The organism is Streptomyces pristinaespiralis, from assembly GCF_001278075.1.
GTDB lineage: Bacteria > Actinomycetota > Actinomycetes > Streptomycetales > Streptomycetaceae > Streptomyces > Streptomyces pristinaespiralis.
In genome coordinates, this window is record NZ_CP011340.1 from 7,107,921 (window position 1) to 7,125,312 (window position 17,392).

Here is a 17,392-nt window from a genome sequence, read left to right on the forward strand (position 1 = left end):
TGACAGAAAGTGTCACCCACTGATTTCACTATTCCAGCACGCAGTAACGGTCCGCCTGGCAAGCCAAAGGCGTACACTACCGGCCTTTCACTCAGGCGTCTAAATCCGCTCCGGTACCGGGTTCCCCGCAGCGGCCACCGCACGCCTTACGGGAACCCTCGCGAGCAGCACGAATCCCACTCCGAAGAAGATCACCAAAGAAATGATCGCGTCACGGTAGCTGCCCGACATCTGATACGCCAGACCGAACACCAGCGGCCCGAGCCAGCTCAGTCCCCGGTCGCTCATCTCGTAGGCCGAAAAGTACTCCGCCTCCTTGCCCCGCGGCACGAGGTGGGAGAACAGCGACCGCGACAGCGCCTGGCTGCCGCCCAGGACCAGTCCGATACCGGCCGCGAGGCAGTAGAACCACACCGGCTCGCCCGCGGGCAGGAAGTAGCCCGCCGCCAGGATCAGGGTCCACACCGCGAGCGAGGCGAGGATCGTGCGCTTCGCCCCGTACGAACGGGCCAGCCTGCCCATGCCCAGCGCACCCGCGACCGCCAGCAACTGCACCAGCAGAACCGCCGTGATCAGGGTGGTCTGGTCCAGGCCCAGTTCCTCGGAGCCGTAGACGGAGGCCTGGGAGATGACCGTCTGCACGCCGTCGTTGTAGACGAGGTACGCGAGCAGGAACGAGAGGGTGAGGGGATGCCGGCGCATGTCCCGGAGCGTCGCGACGAGCTGCCGCCACCCCGAGCCGACCGCGCCCTCGCCGGACGGCGCGATCCTGCGGTCGCGCAGCCTGCGCAACGGGATCAGCGTGAAGGCGCCCCACCAGAGACCGGCCGAGGCCAGGCAGATGCGGACCGCGTCGCCCTCGGAGAGGCCGAACGTCTCGTGCCCCGAGTAGACGATCAGATTCAGCACCAGCACGAGGGCACCGGACGTGTAGCCGAAGGCCCAGCCCCGCGAGGACACCGCGTCACGCTCTTCAGGGCCGGCGATCTGCGGCAGGTACGCGTTGTAGAGGACCATCGAGACGGCCAGCGCTGCGTTCGCCACGATCAGGAGGAACGCGCCCAGCACATAACGGTCGCCGTCCAGGAAGAACATCCCCGTCGTCGCCGCCGCCCCCACGTACGCGGCGACGGCGAGCAGCGGCTTCTTGCGGCCCGTGCGGTCCGCGGCCGCCCCGGCGAACGGCATGATCAGCACCGCGAGCACCACCGACACCGACACCGCGTACGGGAAGACGGAACCCGCCCGCACCGGGATGCCCAGGGGATGGACGAAGCCGTCGGCGTCCGCCGCCGCCTTCGCCACCGAGGTCAGATAAGGCCCCAGGAAGACCGTCAGCACGCTCGTCGAATAGACGGAGCACGCGAAGTCGTAGAAGTACCAGCCCCGTTGCTCGCGTCTGCGTGCACCGTCGTCCTCGCCGGTGCCCTCGGCGCTGTCCGCCGTGTCCGCGCTCACTCGGCGCCCCCTCGCTCATGCCGTCGCAGACGCCGGTGCCCCCGCGGCCGCGCGGGCGCGATCAGACCCACACTCCCCGGTCGGTCAGCACCGTGCGCAACGTCTCAAGATGATCGGTCATGATGCCATCCACGCCAAGGTCCAGGAGCCGGGCCATCCGGTCGGCGTCGTTCACCGTCCACACATGGACCTGCAGACCCCGCCGGTGGGCCGCCCGCACGAAGCGCCGGTCCACCACGCGGATCCCGCCCTGCGTCTCCGGCACCTGCGCGCACACCGCCCCGCTGCGCACCGCCGCCGGTATCCCGTACGAGCCGAGCCGCAGGCCGAGCACGCCGCGCACCCCGTACGAGGTCGCGAGACGCGGACCCGCGAGCTTCATCGCCCGGGCCACCCGGGCCTCGGAGAACGAGCCGACGCACACCCGGTCCCACGCCGCGGTCCGCCGGATCAGCTCGACCAGCGGCACCAGCGCGGACTCCGCCTTCAGGTCCACGTTCCAACGGGCCGCGGGGAACTCCTCCAGCAGCTCCTCGAACAACGCCAGCGGCTCGCGGCCCGCCACCCTCGCCCTGCGGACCTCGCTCCACGGCAGTGCGGCGATCCGCCCACGGGCATCCGTCACCCGGTCCAGCGTGGTGTCGTGGAAGGCGACGAGGTGCCCGTCCGCCGTCGTGTGCACATCGGTCTCGAAGTAGCGGTATCCGGCCGCGGCGGCCCGCCGGAAGGCCTCCGCCGTGTTCTCGATGCCGTCGGCCGCCCCACCGCGGTGGGCGAAGGCGAGCGTCGCGGGGTGGTCCAGATAGGGATGGGGTATGCGGGTCACCGCGGCAGTATGGCCTGTGAGGGTGACCCCTTGGCGACCACCGTGCTGCGTCCGCCCTCCTCCGGGACGGCGAACACCCGAAGGAAAAGCTGCGCCAGCGGCCCGATGGCCAGCGCGTACGCCACCGTTCCGATGCCCGCGGAACCACCGAGCGCGAACCCGGTCGCGACGACCGCGACCTCGATCGCGGTGCGCACCAGCCGGATCGAGCGGCCCGTCAGCCGGTGCAGGCCGGTCATCAGGCCGTCCCGGGGTCCCGGTCCGAAGCGGGCCGCGATGTAGAGGCCGGTCGCCGCGCCGTTGAGCACGATCCCCGCGGCCATCAGCGGGATCTGCCCGGCGAGCGTCGTCACCTGCGGTACGAGGGCCAGCGTGGCGTCCATGGCGATGCCGATGACGAACACGTTGGACACGGTCCCGAGGCCGGGCCGCTGGCGGATCGGTATCCACAGCAGCAGCACCACGGCGCCCACGATGATCGACACCACGCCGATCGTCAGCCCGGTCAGCTCGGCCAGCCCCTGATGCAGCACCCCCCACGGCTCGAGGCCGAGCCCGGCGCGCACCAGCAAGGCGGAACTCGCTCCGTACAGCGCGAGGCCGACGTACAGCTGGAGCAGTCGGCGGGTGAGATGCGCGGACACGATGGCGCCCCCTGTCTGGTGTTCGTGGACTGACGCATGACACTCTGTGGCTATGGAACATCCGGCAACCATGGCCAATTCGAGGAAGGTGGACCGACTTCCATGACGCAGTGGACTTCTGCGGTGGGTGCGGCCCAGCTCGCACGGCAGCTCACCTCCCAGCAGGCGCGCCCCGCGGGGCCCGGGACCCGCAAGCCGCCCGCCTACCGCGCGCTCGCCGACGGCATCCGCCTGCTCGTCCTCGAGGGCCGCGTCCCGGTCGCCGCACGGCTGCCCGCGGAACGCGAACTCGCGCTGTCCCTCTCGGTCAGCCGCACCACGGTCGCCGCCGCGTACGAGGCGCTGCGCGGCGAGGGCTTCCTCGAGTCCCGCAGAGGCGCCGGCAGCTGGACCGCCGTACCCGCCGGGAACCCGCTGCCCGCCCGCGGCCTCGAGCCCCTGCCGCCGGAGTCGCTCGGCTCCATGATCGACCTGGGCTGTGCCGCGCTGCCCGCGCCGGAGCCGTGGCTGACCCGGTCCGTCCAGGGCGCCCTCGAGGAACTGCCGCCCTACGCACACACCCACGGCGACTACCCGGCCGGACTGCCCGCCCTGCGCCAGATGCTCGCCGACCGCTACACGGAACGCGGCATCCCGACCATGCCGGAACAGATCATGGTCACCACCGGCGCGATGGGCGCCATCGACGCGATCTGCCACCTGTTCGCCGGCCGCGGCGAACGCATCGCCGTCGAATCGCCCTCCTACGCCAACATCCTCCAGCTGATGCGCGAGGCGGGCGCACGGCTCGTACCCGTGGCCATGGCGGAAGGCCTCACCGGCTGGGACCTGAACCGCTGGCGGCAGGTGCTGCGCGACGCCGCGCCCCGTCTCGCGTACGTCGTCGCCGACTTCCACAACCCCACCGGCGCGCTCGCCGACGAGCATCAGCGCCGCGCCCTGGTGGAGGCGGCACGCTCGGCAGGGACGGTGCTCGTCGTCGACGAGACCATGTCGGAACTGCACCTCGACCCCGACATCGAGATGCCGCCGCCCGTCTGCTCGTTCGACCCCGCGGGCTCCACGGTCCTCACCGTCGGCTCTGCCAGCAAGGCCTTCTGGGCCGGTATGCGGATCGGCTGGGTCCGCGCCGCCCCCGACGTGATCCGTTCGCTCGTCGCCGCCCGCGCCTACGCCGACCTCGGCACGCCGGTCCTGGAGCAGCTCGCCATCAACTGGCTGATGCGCACCGGCGGCTGGACCGAGGCCGTCTCCATCCGCCGGGAGCAGGCGCGCGACAACCGCGATGCGCTGGTGGCCGCGGTCCGCAAGGAACTTCCGGCCTGGGAGTTCGACGTCCCCCGCGGCGGCCTCACCCTCTGGGTCCGCACCGGCGGCCTCTCCGGCTCCCGCCTCGCCGAGGTCGGCGAGCGCGTGGGCGTCCGGGTGCCGTCGGGACCGCGTTTCGGTGTCGACGGCGCCTTCGAGGGCTACGTACGACTGCCGTTCACCGTGGGCGGCCCGGTGGCGGAGGAGGCGGCGGCCCGTCTCGCCGCGGCGGCGCGTCTGGTCTCCAAGGGGGCGACGACGGGCACGGAGGCCCCGCGCACGTTCGTGGCGTAGCGGCCCGGATGCCACTTCCGTGCGCCACCGGACCGGGCCCGGTCCGGTGGCGCTGTGCCGACCGGCCCAGGTGCGCTGATCGCGGGCGTCGGTCGGCTGCCGCGGGCCTGATCATGGCGAAGACCCCCGGCCGAAGACCTCAGTGGGCGACGGGGGTCCGCCGGGCGCGGGCCCGGTCCTGGAACCATGCGGCGGCACCCACCAGCACCGCCGCCCCGACCCCGTACACCGGCAGCCACAGAGTCGTCGTGGCCGCCAGGCAGTCGGCCACGGCCTCGCGGGCCCGCACGTCCTGGGCGAACGCCAGGGCGGTGCCGTCACTGCCGGCCAGGTCCCCCAGTGCGGCCTTCACCTGAAGGGCCTCGTACCTGCCCATCAGCCCGCACTTGCCGCGCGTGGCCGGCATCGGGAACAGCCAGGCCCGGCGCTGCAGCAGAGGTGCGAGCGCGACCGCCACGCACAGGCCGACGACCAGCGCGTACGCGACCAGTCCGCGCATGTACGGCGAGCGGATGTCCGGCGTCCACTCCGCCCGTCGCTGGAAGGCGAGCATCACCGCGAGGAGCGTCACCCCGGTGAACGTGGCGAACCACTGCCAGGAGCCCTGGGCCAGCGCGAACGTCAGCACCGCTGCGAGTCCGATGCCGATGACGCCGGGAGCGGGAAGGCCGTCGCCTGCTGCGACGGGGCCCGGCCTCGGGGTCACCCGGGGGCCGGGACCGCTTACGGGAGGCTCCTGCGGGGTGGGCATCAGCATCCGCCGCCGGTCTCCGCGACCCCGGCCCCCGTGCCGTGGGCCCGGCGCCCCGCCCGAATGCCCGCACACGGCCGGCCGCGCGCCGGGGGCGTCCGGAACACCTAGGGCTCCGCGGGGACCGTCGGCGGGCAGAGCGGCTTCGCCGGGATCACCGGCGCCGCCGGGGGCGCTTGCGGAGTGTCCGGCCCGGCGGGCAGCAGGGCGAGGACCGCCTGCCGGTGGGCCTCCGTCGTCGCGTCGTCGAACGGGTCGGGCGTGGCCGGGACCTGGAGCCGCAGGACGGGGCCGTTGCCGAGCCGCGCGTACCCCCGGCCGGGCGGGACGTCGGGGACGGGCGTGGTGCGCGGGATCTCCCCGAGCACGGATCGGATGTCGTCGACGCCGGCCCCGCCGAGGACCACCCGGGCACGGGTGTGGGTGCGTACCGCCTCGGTCAGCGCGTCGACGCTGTCGAACTGCTCGGCCACGACCACCGTCACGTGCGCGGCCCGTCCGTGCCGCAGTGGCACGGACAGCAGCTCCTGGGGGTCCACGTGCCCGTCAGCCGCGGCCAGGTGTCCGAAGACGCCGGGCCGGTCCACCAGGATCCACAGCGGCCGCCTCGTGTCCTCGGGGGCCGGCTGCCCCGCCTGCCGGGCCCTGTTGGCGGCGATGAGCCGTCGCTCCGTCTCATGGGCGGCCCATTCCAGGCTCGACAGCGCGCCGGCGAGACCGCATTCGACGGCCAGCACGCCCGCGCGGCCGATGAGGCAGGAGTATTCGCCGGTTCCGCTGCCCTCCACGATCAGTACGTCCCCGTGCTGCAGCGCCTGCAGGGCGATGGAGCGGAGAAGGGTCGTGGTGCCGCTGCCCGGTCCGCCGACGGCCAGCAGGTGCGGCTCGGTGGAGCGCGGTCCGGTGCGCCAGACGACCGGGGGCGCCTGGACGGTGATGTCGCCCTGGACGACCGGCACCGTGCGCTGGACCGCGTCGGCGTCGGTGAAGCCGAGGACGGTCTCGCCGGGGACGGTGACGAAGCGCTGGGCGGCGATGTCGGTGGACAGGGCGGGCAGCACGCTCATCACGAGCTCGTTGCCCTCCTCGTCCCAGGTGAAGAGGTATTCGCGCCCGCGCCCGGACTTCGCGTGCAGCAGCTGCTCGATCCGGGCCCGGGCAGCGGCCTCGCCGTCGGTGAAGTACGCGGGGTATGTGACGCGCAGCCGGGTGAGGCGGCCGTTGCCGTCGAACTCGTACTCACTGAAGGCCTTGCTCCACTCCCCGCGGTGGGCGAACAGCGGAGCCGGGTCCTCGGGGACGGAGAAGTACGGGACGAGTGCCTCGTACAGCGCCTGCAGCCGGGCGGTCTCCGCCTCGTCGGGTCCGGTCCTGACCGGTGTCCGGACGCGGCCCTGCCAGGCGGCCGCGGCCATCACCGTGATCAGGGCGACGAGTGGCCCGTACGGGATGAGCGCGACCACCAGGATGCAGGCGGCGACAAGGAACAGGGTCGGACCACGCCGCTCCTTGGGGGTGCCGGCCCACTTCTGCCGGCCCTTCGCGGCGAGTTTCCGCAGACCGCGGGAGACCGTGATCAGCGGATGGAGGACGTCCGTGGCGCTGTCGGCGGCCGTGCGCGCGATCTCTCGGCTGCGGGTGATCTGGGCGCTGCCGCTGCTCAGAATGCGGGGGAGTGGACGCCGGGCCACATCGTCTCCTGTGGGTGCCGAAGGGACGGGCGGTCAGAACTTGATCCCGCCCAGCAGACCGGCCAGGCTCGTCGTGCCTGCCTGGATGCTGGGGGCGATCGCGGTGCCGGCGAGGAAGAAGCCGAACAGCGCGGAGACGAGCGCGTGCGAGGCCTTGAGGCCGTCCTTCCTGAAGAACAGGAAGACGATGATGCCGAGGAGCACGACGCCTGACATGGACAGAATCATGAGGTTCTCCTGGGTGAGGGGACAGTCACCATGAGTTCTTCCAGGCTTACCGAAAGTATCTATGCGACAAAAGGTGCAAAAGAGTGAAATTCTGAGCATTTCACTGCACTGGCGGGCAGCCGGTCGTTGCCCGGCGGGCAGAGGGCCCGAACGCGCGGCACAGTGCCTCCGCGGCGGGATGCATTGCCCCGGGCGCGCCGGGTCATGTCGCCGGCCGGGCAGTACCCTGTCGATTCACTCGTACGGCTGCTCCTGCCGTGCGGGCCAGGCAGAACGTGAAAGGCGGTACGTCCGATGAGTGAGGTCCCGGACCCCGAGGTGATCGAACTCGCGACCAAGGTCTTCGACCTGGCGCGCCAGGGGGAGACCGAGGCACTCGCCGCGTACGTCGACGCGGGCGTCCCGGCCGACCTCACCAACGACAAGGGCGACACGCTCGTCATGCTCGCCGCCTATCACGGCCACGCTGCCGCCGTGGAGGCGCTCCTCGCCCGCGGCGCAGAGCCGAACCGGGCCAACGACCGCGGGCAGACCCCTCTCGCCGGTGCCGTCTTCAAGGGGGAGGACGCCGTGATCCGCGCTCTCCTCGCCGGAGGCGCCGACCCCGAGGCGGGCACCCCGTCCGCGGCGGATACGGCGCGGATGTTCGGGAAGGCGGATCTTCTGGAGCTGTTCGAAGCCCGCTGAGCGGCTCGCGGGCAGCTGTGCAGGGGCCACCGCGGGGGGCGCCGTAAATGTGGTCGCGGTGGCGAAATGGGTGGGTCATCATGACGTCAGCCCCATCCCGGACGACATCAACCGGGAGTTTCCCCTGGGGCCACCGAAGAGAGGCAGAGGAAGATGGTCTACACCGAGCGGAAGACGCGTATGACGACGGGCGGCCCTGCATGCTGCTGCGTGGCCTAGGCACATCAGTCCCCGGTTGCGTCGACAGCTTGATGTGAGGCATTTTCCCATGTTCGATCCAGTCATAGCGCCGAGCGGCACCTTGCTCGGCCTGCTGCAGAGGGGCCGTGGCGACGGCACGCTGCACGCGCTCGCAGCCCCGCGGGCCGAAGCCCTCGCCGCCCTCAACCACTGCGTGCTCAGCGACCCCCGCCACGACTGGCAGGTCGAGAACCGCTCCCTCTACTACGCCCGCCTCTTCCTCGATCTCCACGGCAGTCTCGAGGAGATCGAGCGGCACCTGTGCGACGCCGACGACCACCTCGACACCGAGGAGTGCCGGACCGGTCTGGCCCTCGCGGTGCTCGGCCATCTCGCCTCCTACGGCAGGGGCGACGCACTCGCCCTGCTCCGGCAGTACGCCAGGAACGGCGCCAACTGGGCCTGGGCGCTCGACGAGCTCGCCCTCCGCGACGACGACGCGGGACTGCGGGCGCTGGCCCTGCCCATCCTGTCCCGGTTCCCCGCGAGCCCCGAGGGCGACGCCGAACTGGCCGTCGCGGTGCGGGACTCCTTCGAACCGCGGCCCTGGCGGCTGTGGGCGGAGGACCCGCGGGAAGCCGTGGGCGCCAGGATCAGGGCCGCGCAGGAAGCGGGCTCCTTCGACCGCTGGCAACGCCAGATGCGGCCTTCCGGGCCCCGGCCCGGCTGGAGCGTCCAGGCGGTCCTGGACTGGGCGGACCAAGGTCTGGAGCGAGGCAGCGCCCTGCATGTCCCGGCAGCGCGGTGCCTGACCGCAGTGGCAGGACCGGAGGACCGTCCGGCCATCGTCGAAGCCGCCCGCAGCGGGCCGGACGGCGCACGCTGCGCCGCCCTCCACTACCTGGCCGAGTCACGCGACGCCGTCGTCCTCGACCTGATCGAGACCGCTGTGGGCGCCGGTTCGAGGACCGTCGCCGAAGCCGCCGTCGCCGCCTTCGAGCGGATGTGCGGCGAGGAGGCCGTCGACCGCGCACGTGCCTGGGTGCAGCGCCCCGACGCCCTGGGCGCATCCGCGGCCGGCGTGCTCGCCTGCCGGGGCGTCGCCGCCGACGCGCAGCTCGTCCTCGGCGCCCTGCGAGAGACCGTGCGGGGCGACGGGCCCGACTCGCCCCGGCTGTGGACCCTCGTCGACGGGGCGGGACGGCTCGGCATCGCCTGCGCCGCCCCCGTGCTGCGCCATGTGTACCGGGAGACGGCCTCCTCGCACCTGCGGGGCCGCGCCGCACGGGCCCTCGCCACCACCGATCCCTCCTTCGCCACCGGCTTCGCCGTCGAATGCCTGTGGGACTGCGAGGAGACCACCAGGGAAGTCGCCGCTCTGCACGCGGAGACGGGTGACGTACGCGTCGCCGACCGGCTGCGCAGGCTCGCCGCCGACCCCGCGGAGGAGGCCGAGGTGCAGACCGCCGTGCGCAGCCGGATCGGACCGGACCGGCCGACCGTGTGACACGCGGCTCCGGGACCGGCCCAGGCGCCGCATGATCCGGTGACTGCGGCACCCCGCCGGACCGACGCCTTCGGGGGAGGCGTGCGGCGGCGACCGCGGCGCCCGCCGACGGTCGACGTCCGGCGCGGACACAAACGCTCATGGGACGTTCCACACACGGAAAGATCCACGTTGGCGCAGCCACTCCGGGGCCGACGACAACACGGGTATGCGTGTCGTCATCGTCACCGAATCCTTTCCGCCAGACGTCAACGGTGTGGCGCACTGCGCCCAGCAGACCGCCCGGCATATCGCCGCCCGCGGTCATGAACCGCTCGTCGTCGCCCCGGCCGCGGCCGGGGCGACGAGCTGCGACGCGGCCGCCCCCTACCCGGTGGTGCGCGTGCCCTCGCTGCCCCTGCCCGGCTATCCGCAGGTGCGCGTCGCCCTGCCCAGCCGCCGGGTCGCGGCGGCGATCGCCGCGCACCGGGCCGACCTCGTCCACCTCGCCAGCCCGTTCGTGCTCGGTGTGCGCGGCATGGCGGCCGCTGCGCGTCTCGGCCTGCCGGCCGTCGCCGTCTACCAGACGGACCTGGCCGGATACGCGCGTACCTACGTAGGAGCCGGTGAGGGTGCCGCATGGCGGCGCATCAGGGCCGTGCACGGCGCCGCCGACCGCACCCTCGCGCCGTCCACCGCCGCCCTGCGCGACCTCGAGGAGCACGGTGTCGAGCGGGTGCGGCTGTGGCCGCGCGGAGTGGAGACCACACGCTTCCGGCCGGAGCTGCGGGACGAGGAACTGCGCCGCACCCTCGCGCCGGACGGTGAGGTGATCGTCGGCTACGTGGGCCGGCTCGCCCCGGAGAAGCACGTCGAACTCCTCGCCGGGGTCTGCGCGCTGCCCGGCGTACGGCTCGTCGTCGTCGGCGACGGACCCAGTGGGGCGGCCCTGCGCGCCGCACTGCCCGGCGCCACCTTCCTCGGCCGGCGGACCGGCGACGATCTCGCGCGGATCTTCGCCTCGCTGGACGTCTTCGCGCACACCGGCCCCTACGAGACGTTCTGCCAGACCGTGCAGGAGGCCATGGCCTGCGGGATTCCCGTGATCGCGCCGGCCGCGGGCGGCCCGCTCGACCTCGTCGCCCACGGCCGGACCGGGCTGCTCGTAGAGCCGCACAGTGCCGACGCCGTACGTGCGGCGGTCGTCGCGCTCGCCGGCGACCCCGCCCTGCGGGCCGCGTACGGGCGGGCCGGGCTCGCCGCCGTCGAGGGCCGGACCTGGGCGGTGGTCGGCGACCTGCTGCTCGACCACTACGCCGATGTGCTCGGCGCGCGGACGGCGGTGGCGGCATGAGCGGGGAACACGGGCTGCGCATCGTACGCCTGGCGAACTTCGTCACGCCCTCGTCCGGAGGGCTGCGGACCGCGCTCGCCGAACTCGGCCGCGGATATCTGGCCGCCGGCCACGAGCCGGTGCTCGTCGTGCCCGGTGACGTCGAGAGCGACCGGCACACCGATCAGGGGCGCGTCATCACCCTGCCGGGACCGGAGATCCCGGGAACCGGCGGTTACCGGGTGCTCGCCGGACGGCGCAGGCTCCGCCGGGTGCTGGAGGAACTGGCGCCCGACCGGCTCGAGGTCTCCGACCGCACCACCCTGCGCTGGACCGGCGAGTGGGCACGGCGGCGGCGGATCCCTTCGGTGATGGTCTCGCACGAGACGGCCGACGGAGTGCTCCGCACGTGGGGCCTGACGGGGTCCGTCGCCGCGGGCACCGCGGACCGGCTCAACCGCCGCAGCGCGTGGGCCTATTCACGGATCGTCTGCACGACGGAGTGGGCGGAGCGCGAGTTCGTGCGCATCGGGGCACGCAATGTCGTACGGGCGCCTCTCGGTGTCGACCTGCGGCGCTGCCGGCCGGAACGGCGCAGCGCGCTGCTGCGCGCACGGCACGCGGCCGGAGCCGACGTGCTGCTTCTGCTGTGTTCTCGGCTCTCCGTGGAGAAACGTCCCGCTACGGCCCTCGACGCGCTCGCCGCACTGCGCGAGAGGGGCCTGCGGGTGTCGATGGTCGTCGCCGGCGACGGGCCGCTGAAGGCCTCGCTGGTACGCCGGGCGCACACGGACCGGCTGCCCGTCCGGTTCCTCGGCCATGTCCCCGACCGGGAGTCGGTCGCCGACCTCCAGGCCGCGGCCGACGTGTGCCTGGCCCCCGGCCCCGCCGAGACCTTCGGGCTCTCCGCCCTCGAGGCCCTGGCCTGCGGCACGCCGGTCGTCGCCAGCGCCTCTTCGGCGCTGCCCGAGGTCGTGGGCGACGCGGGGATCGCGGCGGCCGACACGGGCGCGGACTTCGCGGCCGCCGTGCTGGAGCTGCTCTCCCGGCCGGCGGAGGCGCGCCGCCGGGTGGCACGGGCGCGAGCCGAACTCTTCGGCTGGCAGCGGTCGGTGGCGGCGTTCCTCGCGGCTCACCAGGCGCTGCCGGCGGGGGACCCGGCCTCCGGTCCGGGGAGCGGGCGATGACGGCGCCGGCCGGCACACCGGACCGTCTCCGGCAGCCCGTGACAGTGGCGGAAGGTGGCGCCGGGCCCTGTACGGACAACAAGGCCCCCGATCCCGCAGGCCCCGCCGTGCAGTTCCGTCGCACGGGTCCGGGGCGGGGCGGACGGGCCGTGCGGACCGTACGGTTCGCGGCGCTCGGGGACTCGCTCACCGCCGGGGTCGGGGATCCCGTCGCAGGCGGCCGGCGGGGATGGGCGGCGCTGCTCGCGGGCACGATGGGCGGCGCCGGCATGTCCGTGGTCTTCCGCAACCTCGCCGTCAGCGGCGCCCTCAGTAAGGACGTCGCCGAGATCCAGGCGCCCGCCGCTCTGGCATTCTCGCCGGACGTAGCGTCCGTCGTCGTCGGCGTCAACGACACCTTGCGCCGCACCTTCGACATAGCCGATGTGGCCCGGCGGCTGGACGGCGTCACGTCCGCACTCGCCGCCCGCGGGACCGTGCTGCTGACGGCGTGCCTGCCCGACCCCGGCGCCATGTTCGGCCTGCCCGCCCCGCTCGCCCGCCCGCTGGCCCGGCGCCAGCGGGCGGTCAACGCCGTGGTCCACGCGCTCTCCGACCGGTACGACACCGTCCACCTGCACGCCGCCGAGGCGGCATGGGTGGCGGATCGCGCCATGTGGAGCGCAGACCGGCTGCACCCGGGCGAGCGAGGCCACCGGATGCTCGCCCGGCGCTTCCACGAACTCCTCGCCGCCCGCGGTCTCGCCGACGGCCTCCCACCGGACGCCGAGCCCGACCAACCGCCTGTGACCGCGGCCGCGTCGCTGCTGTGGCTGGCGACGGCGGGCACCGCCTGGACGGCCCGGCGCTGCACCGACCTGCTGCCGCAGTTGCTGCGCCTCGCAGGTGACGAGGTGCACCACTGGGTCCGCGGCACGAGCGCCCGCCTCGACCGCAGCTCGGACCTCGCCCTGTCCGCGGCGCTCGCCGCTGTGTCACCGGCCGTTCCCGGCGCGCGGCCCGGGCCGGGAGCGGGGGACTGAGCGGGGGCGTTCCGGAGCGTCGTCCCACGTCGCCTGCGGGACCGGGCCGTTTCGGGGCGGTCAGAGGAGTTCGCGGTCGCGCGTCTCCGGCAGGCCGGTCAGGGCGAGGACGGCGAGGCCGTAGCCGGCAGCGCCGAGGACCAGGGCGCCGCCCACGCCCCAGCTGTCGGACAGGAAGCCGACGAGCGTGGGCAGGAACGCGCCCACCGCGCGGCCGCTGTTGTAGGTGAAGCCCTGCCCCGTGCCGCGCACCGCCGTCGGGTACAGCTCGCTCAGGAACGAACCGAACCCGCTGAAGATCGCCGACATGCAGAACCCGAGGGGGAAACCGAGCACGAGCAGCAGACTGTTGGAGCCCGGAGGAATGTTGGTGTAGGCGATGATCCCCACCGAGGACAGCACCGCGAACAGCGCGATGTTCTTCTTCCGGCCGATCCGGTCGGTGAGGTAGCCGCCGGTCAGATAGCCGATGAAGGCGCCGGATATGAGGAACGTGAGATACCCGCCGGTGCCGACGACCGTCAGCCCGCGTTCGGTCTTCAGATAGGTGGGGACCCAGGTGGCGAGCGTGTAGTAGCCGCCCTGGACGCCTGTCGACAGCAGCGTGGCGAACAGCGTGATGCGCAGCAGGTCCTTCTTGAAGATCGTGGTGAACGATCCGCGTGCGGTGCCCGCGCGGCGCACTTCCGCCGCCTTCGGGGCATCGCTCACGTTGCGGCGCACGTAGATCACCAGCAGCGCGGGCAGCGCGCCGGTCCAGAACAGCACGCGCCACGCGGTGTCGGCGTCGACGAACCGGAAGACGAGTGTGTAGACGATCACGGCGAGCGCCCAGCCCGCGGCCCAGGCGCTCTGGACCGCGCCCAGTGTGCGGCCGCGGTGCTTGGCCGTGGCGTACTCGGCGACGAGGATCGCGCCGACCGCCCACTCGCCGCCGAAGCCGAGGCCCTGCAGGGCACGGAAGACGAGCAGCGTCTCGTAGTTGGGCGCGAAGCCGCACAACACGGTGAACACGGCGTACGTGATCACCGTCGCCATCAGTGCCTTCACGCGGCCGACACGGTCCGCGAGGATGCCGGCGAGGGCGCCGCCGACCGCGGAGACGACAAGGGTGACGGTGGTGAGAAGCCCGGTCCGGCCGTTGTCGAGGCTGAAGTACGCGGAGATCGCCACCATGCTCAGCGGCAGGGTGAAGTAGTCGTACGAGTCGAGGGCGTAACCGCCGAACGCGCCGCCGAAGGCGCGCCGACCGCGTGGGCCGAGGGCGCGCAGCCAGGCGAACGTGCCGCTGTCCTCGGGGAGTTGATCGTGCTTCTGCCGGACCTGTGGCGTGCTCATCTGCACCTCGCTGGGGGAGGGGAGCGGGAGGGGAGCATCTGGCGGTGTACAGTCACGTCAAGGTAGAGGATTGTTGAACGATACGGCAAGAGTCGTGTTGAGCGTTCCTGCTGCCGCTGCCGCTGCGCGGTGCGGGCCCGCACCGCGGCGAACGGACGCCCGCCCTCCGGCTTCCGCGGCCCCAACCGGCCTGCCCTACCGGCCGGTTGCACCAGGAGCCCGGCGTCCTCCCCAGAGGGCTCAGGGCAGCGAGCGCCGAGGCCGCCACGCAGGGCGGCTCCCTGGAACACGGCCGTCCCGGACGGTCCGTGCCGAAGGGCGCTCTGCGTCGTTTCGACCGTTGTCGGTGCGAGGACCTAATCTGTGCTCCGTGACTTCGCCTGCCTCGACGGACCTCGCTCCGCCCCAGCTCAGCGCGGGGCCGCGCCCCGCGCAGGGCCCGGCCGCCGACGAAGGGCTCGCGCGGCGCCTCCGCGCGCTCGCGTGCACCGCGCCCCTGCACGACCTGGACGTGCGCAAGGCGAATCTCGCGGGCGAGTACTCGGTCTACGCCATGGCGGAGGTCGCCCTCGCGGCCATCGACCTCGTCACGCTCAACATGGACTTCGACACCGGCGCCGACCACGACCAGATAGTCGCGCGCCTCGTCCCGCGTGTAGCCGCCCAGGCCCCGCGGCGGCCGGCCGCCGAGCACGAGCGCGTGGCCCGCTGGGTGCTGGAGAACCTGATCAACGTGGGCAGCGTCGACCGGGGCTTCCGCGCCGTCTACGGCACCTTCGGCCCGGACGGCGTCTACACCCGCCGCGACTACGACTTCAAGCTCATCGAGGAAGTCCCCGGCCGCGACGGCACCGTCTATCTGCGCACGACCGACGAAGCGGTCAACGTGCTGGTCGGCGCCCTCGACACCGACGTCACCAGCGCCCAGATCGCCGCCGAGGTGAAGCTCGAGGTGCTCATCAGCCGCGGCCGCCTCGCCGACGCGCAACTCGCCGCCGAGCAGGCCCGCTACCGGACCGTGCAGTACAGCGAGACACTGCGCCGCACCCTCGAGGCCACCCGGCGCAACGTCCGCGCCGTCGACTGGCTCAACACCGTCCCCGACATGATCGCCGAGGCGCTCGACCACGTGGCCGACCGCTACCGCCACGAGAACGCGATCCTCACCAACATCCGCAAGGCACGCGACGAGGCCGAGACCGGCGCCGACCCGAAGACCGCCGAGCACAAGCGGCGCGCCGCCGAGCTCGTGGACATAGTCAAGGACTGCATCCGGCGGCACACACAGCTCCAGTCCAGGCTGCTGGAGGCCGGACCGCTGTTCCGCGCCGAGCAGGACCGGCAGGCCTTCGCCCGGCCCGCCGCCCGCAGCGGCCTCGACCTGTACGGCCAGCTGCTGGCTCCGCTGCTGCCGCTGCCCGTGGAGTCGGCGATCCGCGTCACCGACGCGTTCTTCGCGAGCGGCACCGGGCTGCGCACACCGTCGTCCGTACGCGTCGGCGACCTGGTCGATCTGCTGCTGACCCCGCCGGCCGAGCGGGAACACCTCGGCGCGGAGATGCCGGAACCGGATCTGATCGCCACCCCCGACGACAGCCGCTTCAGCGAGGAGCAGCTCGCGAGCGCCATGGAACTGCTCGACCTCGAGCACGACGCGCCGCGCCGGCTCTCCGGGCTGCTCGCGGAGGCCCGCCGCCGCGACCCCGACCTGCCGTACCTGGTCGCGCTGCTGGCAGTCCACGCGGCGAGCCCGCCGGTCGGCACCGCGTACCGCCAGGGCGAGCAGCGGCTGCTGTTCGCCGTCGACGACGGCACCGAGCTCGACGACCCGGAGTTCGGCGGCGCCGACCTCATCGTCGGCACGGCGCTGCTCGACGCGGTGGGCATGGCCGCGGCCCGCTCGGAGGCGACATGACCTCCCGCCGGACCGGCCGTCCCGCCGCCGCACCGCCGTGCCCGGCCCCCACCACCGCCCCGACCACCCCCCACCGAGGAGCCCCGTGAGCGACCACCACGCCGAGCCCCCCGCCGCGTGGAGCGACCCGGCCGCCCCGCAGGGACCCCCCTCCGGCCCGATGTCAGCCGCCGCGCCAGGCCCCGGCGGCGTCACACCCGCCGACGCGGCGGACGCCGCACGGCTCGTCTCCTTCGGGCTCCAGCCCAAACTGCTGCCGGCCCGCGACGCCGAATACGCCGAACTGCTGCGCCGCTACCGCGAGGACCCCGCCTTCGCCCGCCTCGCCGACGCGGTCGCAACCGGCCTCGGCCTCGTCGTGCTGGAGGTGTCGCCGCGGGCGGGCATGGCCGTCACCGCGGGCGAGGACTCGGTGTTCGCCGTCCGGATGGGCGACTACGCCCGCCGCGCCTCCGCCGAGTCCGCCGACCGTTTCCTGCACGGCCTGGCCCATCTCGCCGTCGCCGCGCTGGCCTTCCCTCGCCCCGAGGACCTCGCCGACGACGGATACATCGGCCGGATCACCGTCAACGGCGTCGACGCCTTCGTACGTCAGGCCTGCCGGCGTCTCGAGGAGCGCGCCGACGAGCAGGGCGAGAACACCGACCCGGCGAGCGACGCACCCGGCCTGGAGGCCGCCTGGCGGGTCTACGCGCGCCGCAGCGCCACCGGCGCCACCAAGGACGCCCGCCGCCTCGCGGGCTCGACCACCGGCATCGTCGGCAAGGCCGTCGCCTTCCTCACCGACTCGGGCTTCCTCCAGCGGACCGGTGACGACGCCGGAGGCGCGTACCGAACCACCGCCCGCTACCAGTTGCAGGTCCGCGACATGGCGGGCAGCGCCGCGATGGCCGAGCTGCTGGAGCTGGGCGTCGTCCCGGTCGGCGACGGCTCCGCCACGCTCGTGGCGCCGCCCGACGGCGACGACCTCGACCTGGCCGCCGACGCCGGTCTGCCCTTCCACGCGTAACCGCCCGCGCAACTGTTAGACGACTGAGAGTCCGC

Annotated in this window: 15 protein-coding genes; 8 read left to right on the plus strand and 7 right to left on the minus strand. The window is 73.3% G+C overall.

Features of this window, described 5'->3' with window-relative positions; genetic code table 11:
- Positions 1–99: 99 nt before the first annotated feature.
- From SPRI_RS30495 to yczE, 3 genes are all read right to left on the minus strand, one after another.
- A complete protein-coding gene (locus SPRI_RS30495; RefSeq protein ID WP_005320056.1) occupies positions 100–1,458 on the minus strand; it encodes an MFS transporter in 1,359 nt (452 codons plus the stop codon).
- A 61-nt stretch (positions 1,459–1,519) separates the two neighbouring features.
- Positions 1,520–2,284, minus strand: a complete 765-nt coding sequence (locus SPRI_RS30500) for a glycerophosphodiester phosphodiesterase family protein (protein ID WP_005320058.1) — start codon at positions 2,282–2,284, stop codon at positions 1,520–1,522.
- A complete protein-coding gene (gene yczE / locus SPRI_RS30505; RefSeq protein WP_005320060.1) occupies positions 2,281–3,000 on the minus strand; it encodes a membrane protein YczE in 720 nt (239 codons plus the stop codon). The genes SPRI_RS30500 and yczE overlap by 4 nt, the downstream gene beginning before the upstream one ends.
- A gap of 30 nt (positions 3,001–3,030) precedes the next feature.
- Between yczE and SPRI_RS30510 the strand changes: the two genes are divergently transcribed.
- Positions 3,031–4,530 carry an SCO1417 family PLP biosynthesis transcription factor gene (locus tag SPRI_RS30510; protein ID WP_005320063.1) on the plus strand — a complete coding sequence of 500 codons (1,500 nt, stop codon included), beginning with the start codon at positions 3,031–3,033 and terminating at the stop codon, positions 4,528–4,530.
- Between the two features lie 139 nt (positions 4,531–4,669).
- On the opposite strand, the gene SPRI_RS30515 is transcribed toward SPRI_RS30510, so the two are convergent.
- The 3 genes from SPRI_RS30515 to SPRI_RS30525 form a co-directional block, all read right to left on the minus strand.
- Positions 4,670–5,287: a hypothetical protein gene (locus tag SPRI_RS30515; RefSeq protein ID WP_158685204.1), complete on the minus strand. Its 618-nt coding sequence runs from the start codon at positions 5,285–5,287 to the stop codon at positions 4,670–4,672.
- Between the two features lie 101 nt (positions 5,288–5,388).
- Positions 5,389–6,972, minus strand: a complete 1,584-nt coding sequence (locus SPRI_RS30520) for a hypothetical protein (protein ID WP_053557526.1) — start codon at positions 6,970–6,972, stop codon at positions 5,389–5,391.
- Positions 6,973–7,005: 33 nt separating this feature from the next.
- Positions 7,006–7,200 carry a hypothetical protein gene (locus SPRI_RS30525; RefSeq protein ID WP_005320068.1) on the minus strand — a complete coding sequence of 65 codons (195 nt, stop codon included), beginning with the start codon at positions 7,198–7,200 and terminating at the stop codon, positions 7,006–7,008.
- 294 nt (positions 7,201–7,494) lie between these two features.
- On the opposite strand from SPRI_RS30525, the gene SPRI_RS30530 reads away from it, so the two are divergent.
- From SPRI_RS30530 to SPRI_RS30550, 5 genes are all read left to right on the plus strand, one after another.
- Positions 7,495–7,887 carry an ankyrin repeat domain-containing protein gene (locus tag SPRI_RS30530; protein WP_005320071.1) on the plus strand — a complete coding sequence of 131 codons (393 nt, stop codon included), beginning with the start codon at positions 7,495–7,497 and terminating at the stop codon, positions 7,885–7,887.
- A 268-nt stretch (positions 7,888–8,155) separates the two neighbouring features.
- Positions 8,156–9,574 (plus strand): hypothetical protein, encoded by a 1,419-nt coding sequence (locus SPRI_RS30535; protein WP_053557527.1) that lies wholly within the window; start codon positions 8,156–8,158, stop codon positions 9,572–9,574.
- 208 nt (positions 9,575–9,782) lie between these two features.
- Entirely contained in the window at positions 9,783–10,907 is a 1,125-nt protein-coding gene (locus tag SPRI_RS30540; protein ID WP_005320073.1) for a glycosyltransferase family 4 protein, read from the plus strand.
- On the plus strand, positions 10,904–12,073 hold the full coding sequence (locus SPRI_RS30545; RefSeq protein WP_005320076.1) for a glycosyltransferase: 1,170 nt from the start codon (positions 10,904–10,906) through the stop codon (positions 12,071–12,073). The genes SPRI_RS30540 and SPRI_RS30545 overlap by 4 nt, the downstream gene beginning before the upstream one ends.
- Before the next feature lie 149 nt (positions 12,074–12,222).
- A complete protein-coding gene (locus tag SPRI_RS30550) occupies positions 12,223–13,095 on the plus strand; it encodes an SGNH/GDSL hydrolase family protein (RefSeq protein ID WP_053557813.1) in 873 nt (290 codons plus the stop codon).
- A 60-nt stretch (positions 13,096–13,155) separates the two neighbouring features.
- Here SPRI_RS30550 and SPRI_RS30555 read toward each other — a convergent pair whose 3' ends face one another.
- Positions 13,156–14,433, minus strand: coding sequence for an MFS transporter (locus SPRI_RS30555; RefSeq protein WP_037775282.1), 1,278 nt, complete (start codon positions 14,431–14,433; stop codon positions 13,156–13,158).
- A gap of 370 nt (positions 14,434–14,803) precedes the next feature.
- On the opposite strand from SPRI_RS30555, the gene SPRI_RS30560 reads away from it, so the two are divergent.
- Both SPRI_RS30560 and SPRI_RS30565 read left to right on the plus strand, forming a co-directional pair.
- Entirely contained in the window at positions 14,804–16,348 is a 1,545-nt protein-coding gene (locus tag SPRI_RS30560; protein WP_005320082.1) for a hypothetical protein, read from the plus strand.
- Positions 16,349–16,433: 85 nt separating this feature from the next.
- Entirely contained in the window at positions 16,434–17,357 is a 924-nt protein-coding gene (locus tag SPRI_RS30565; protein WP_053557528.1) for a hypothetical protein, read from the plus strand.
- Positions 17,358–17,392 lie beyond the last annotated feature (35 nt).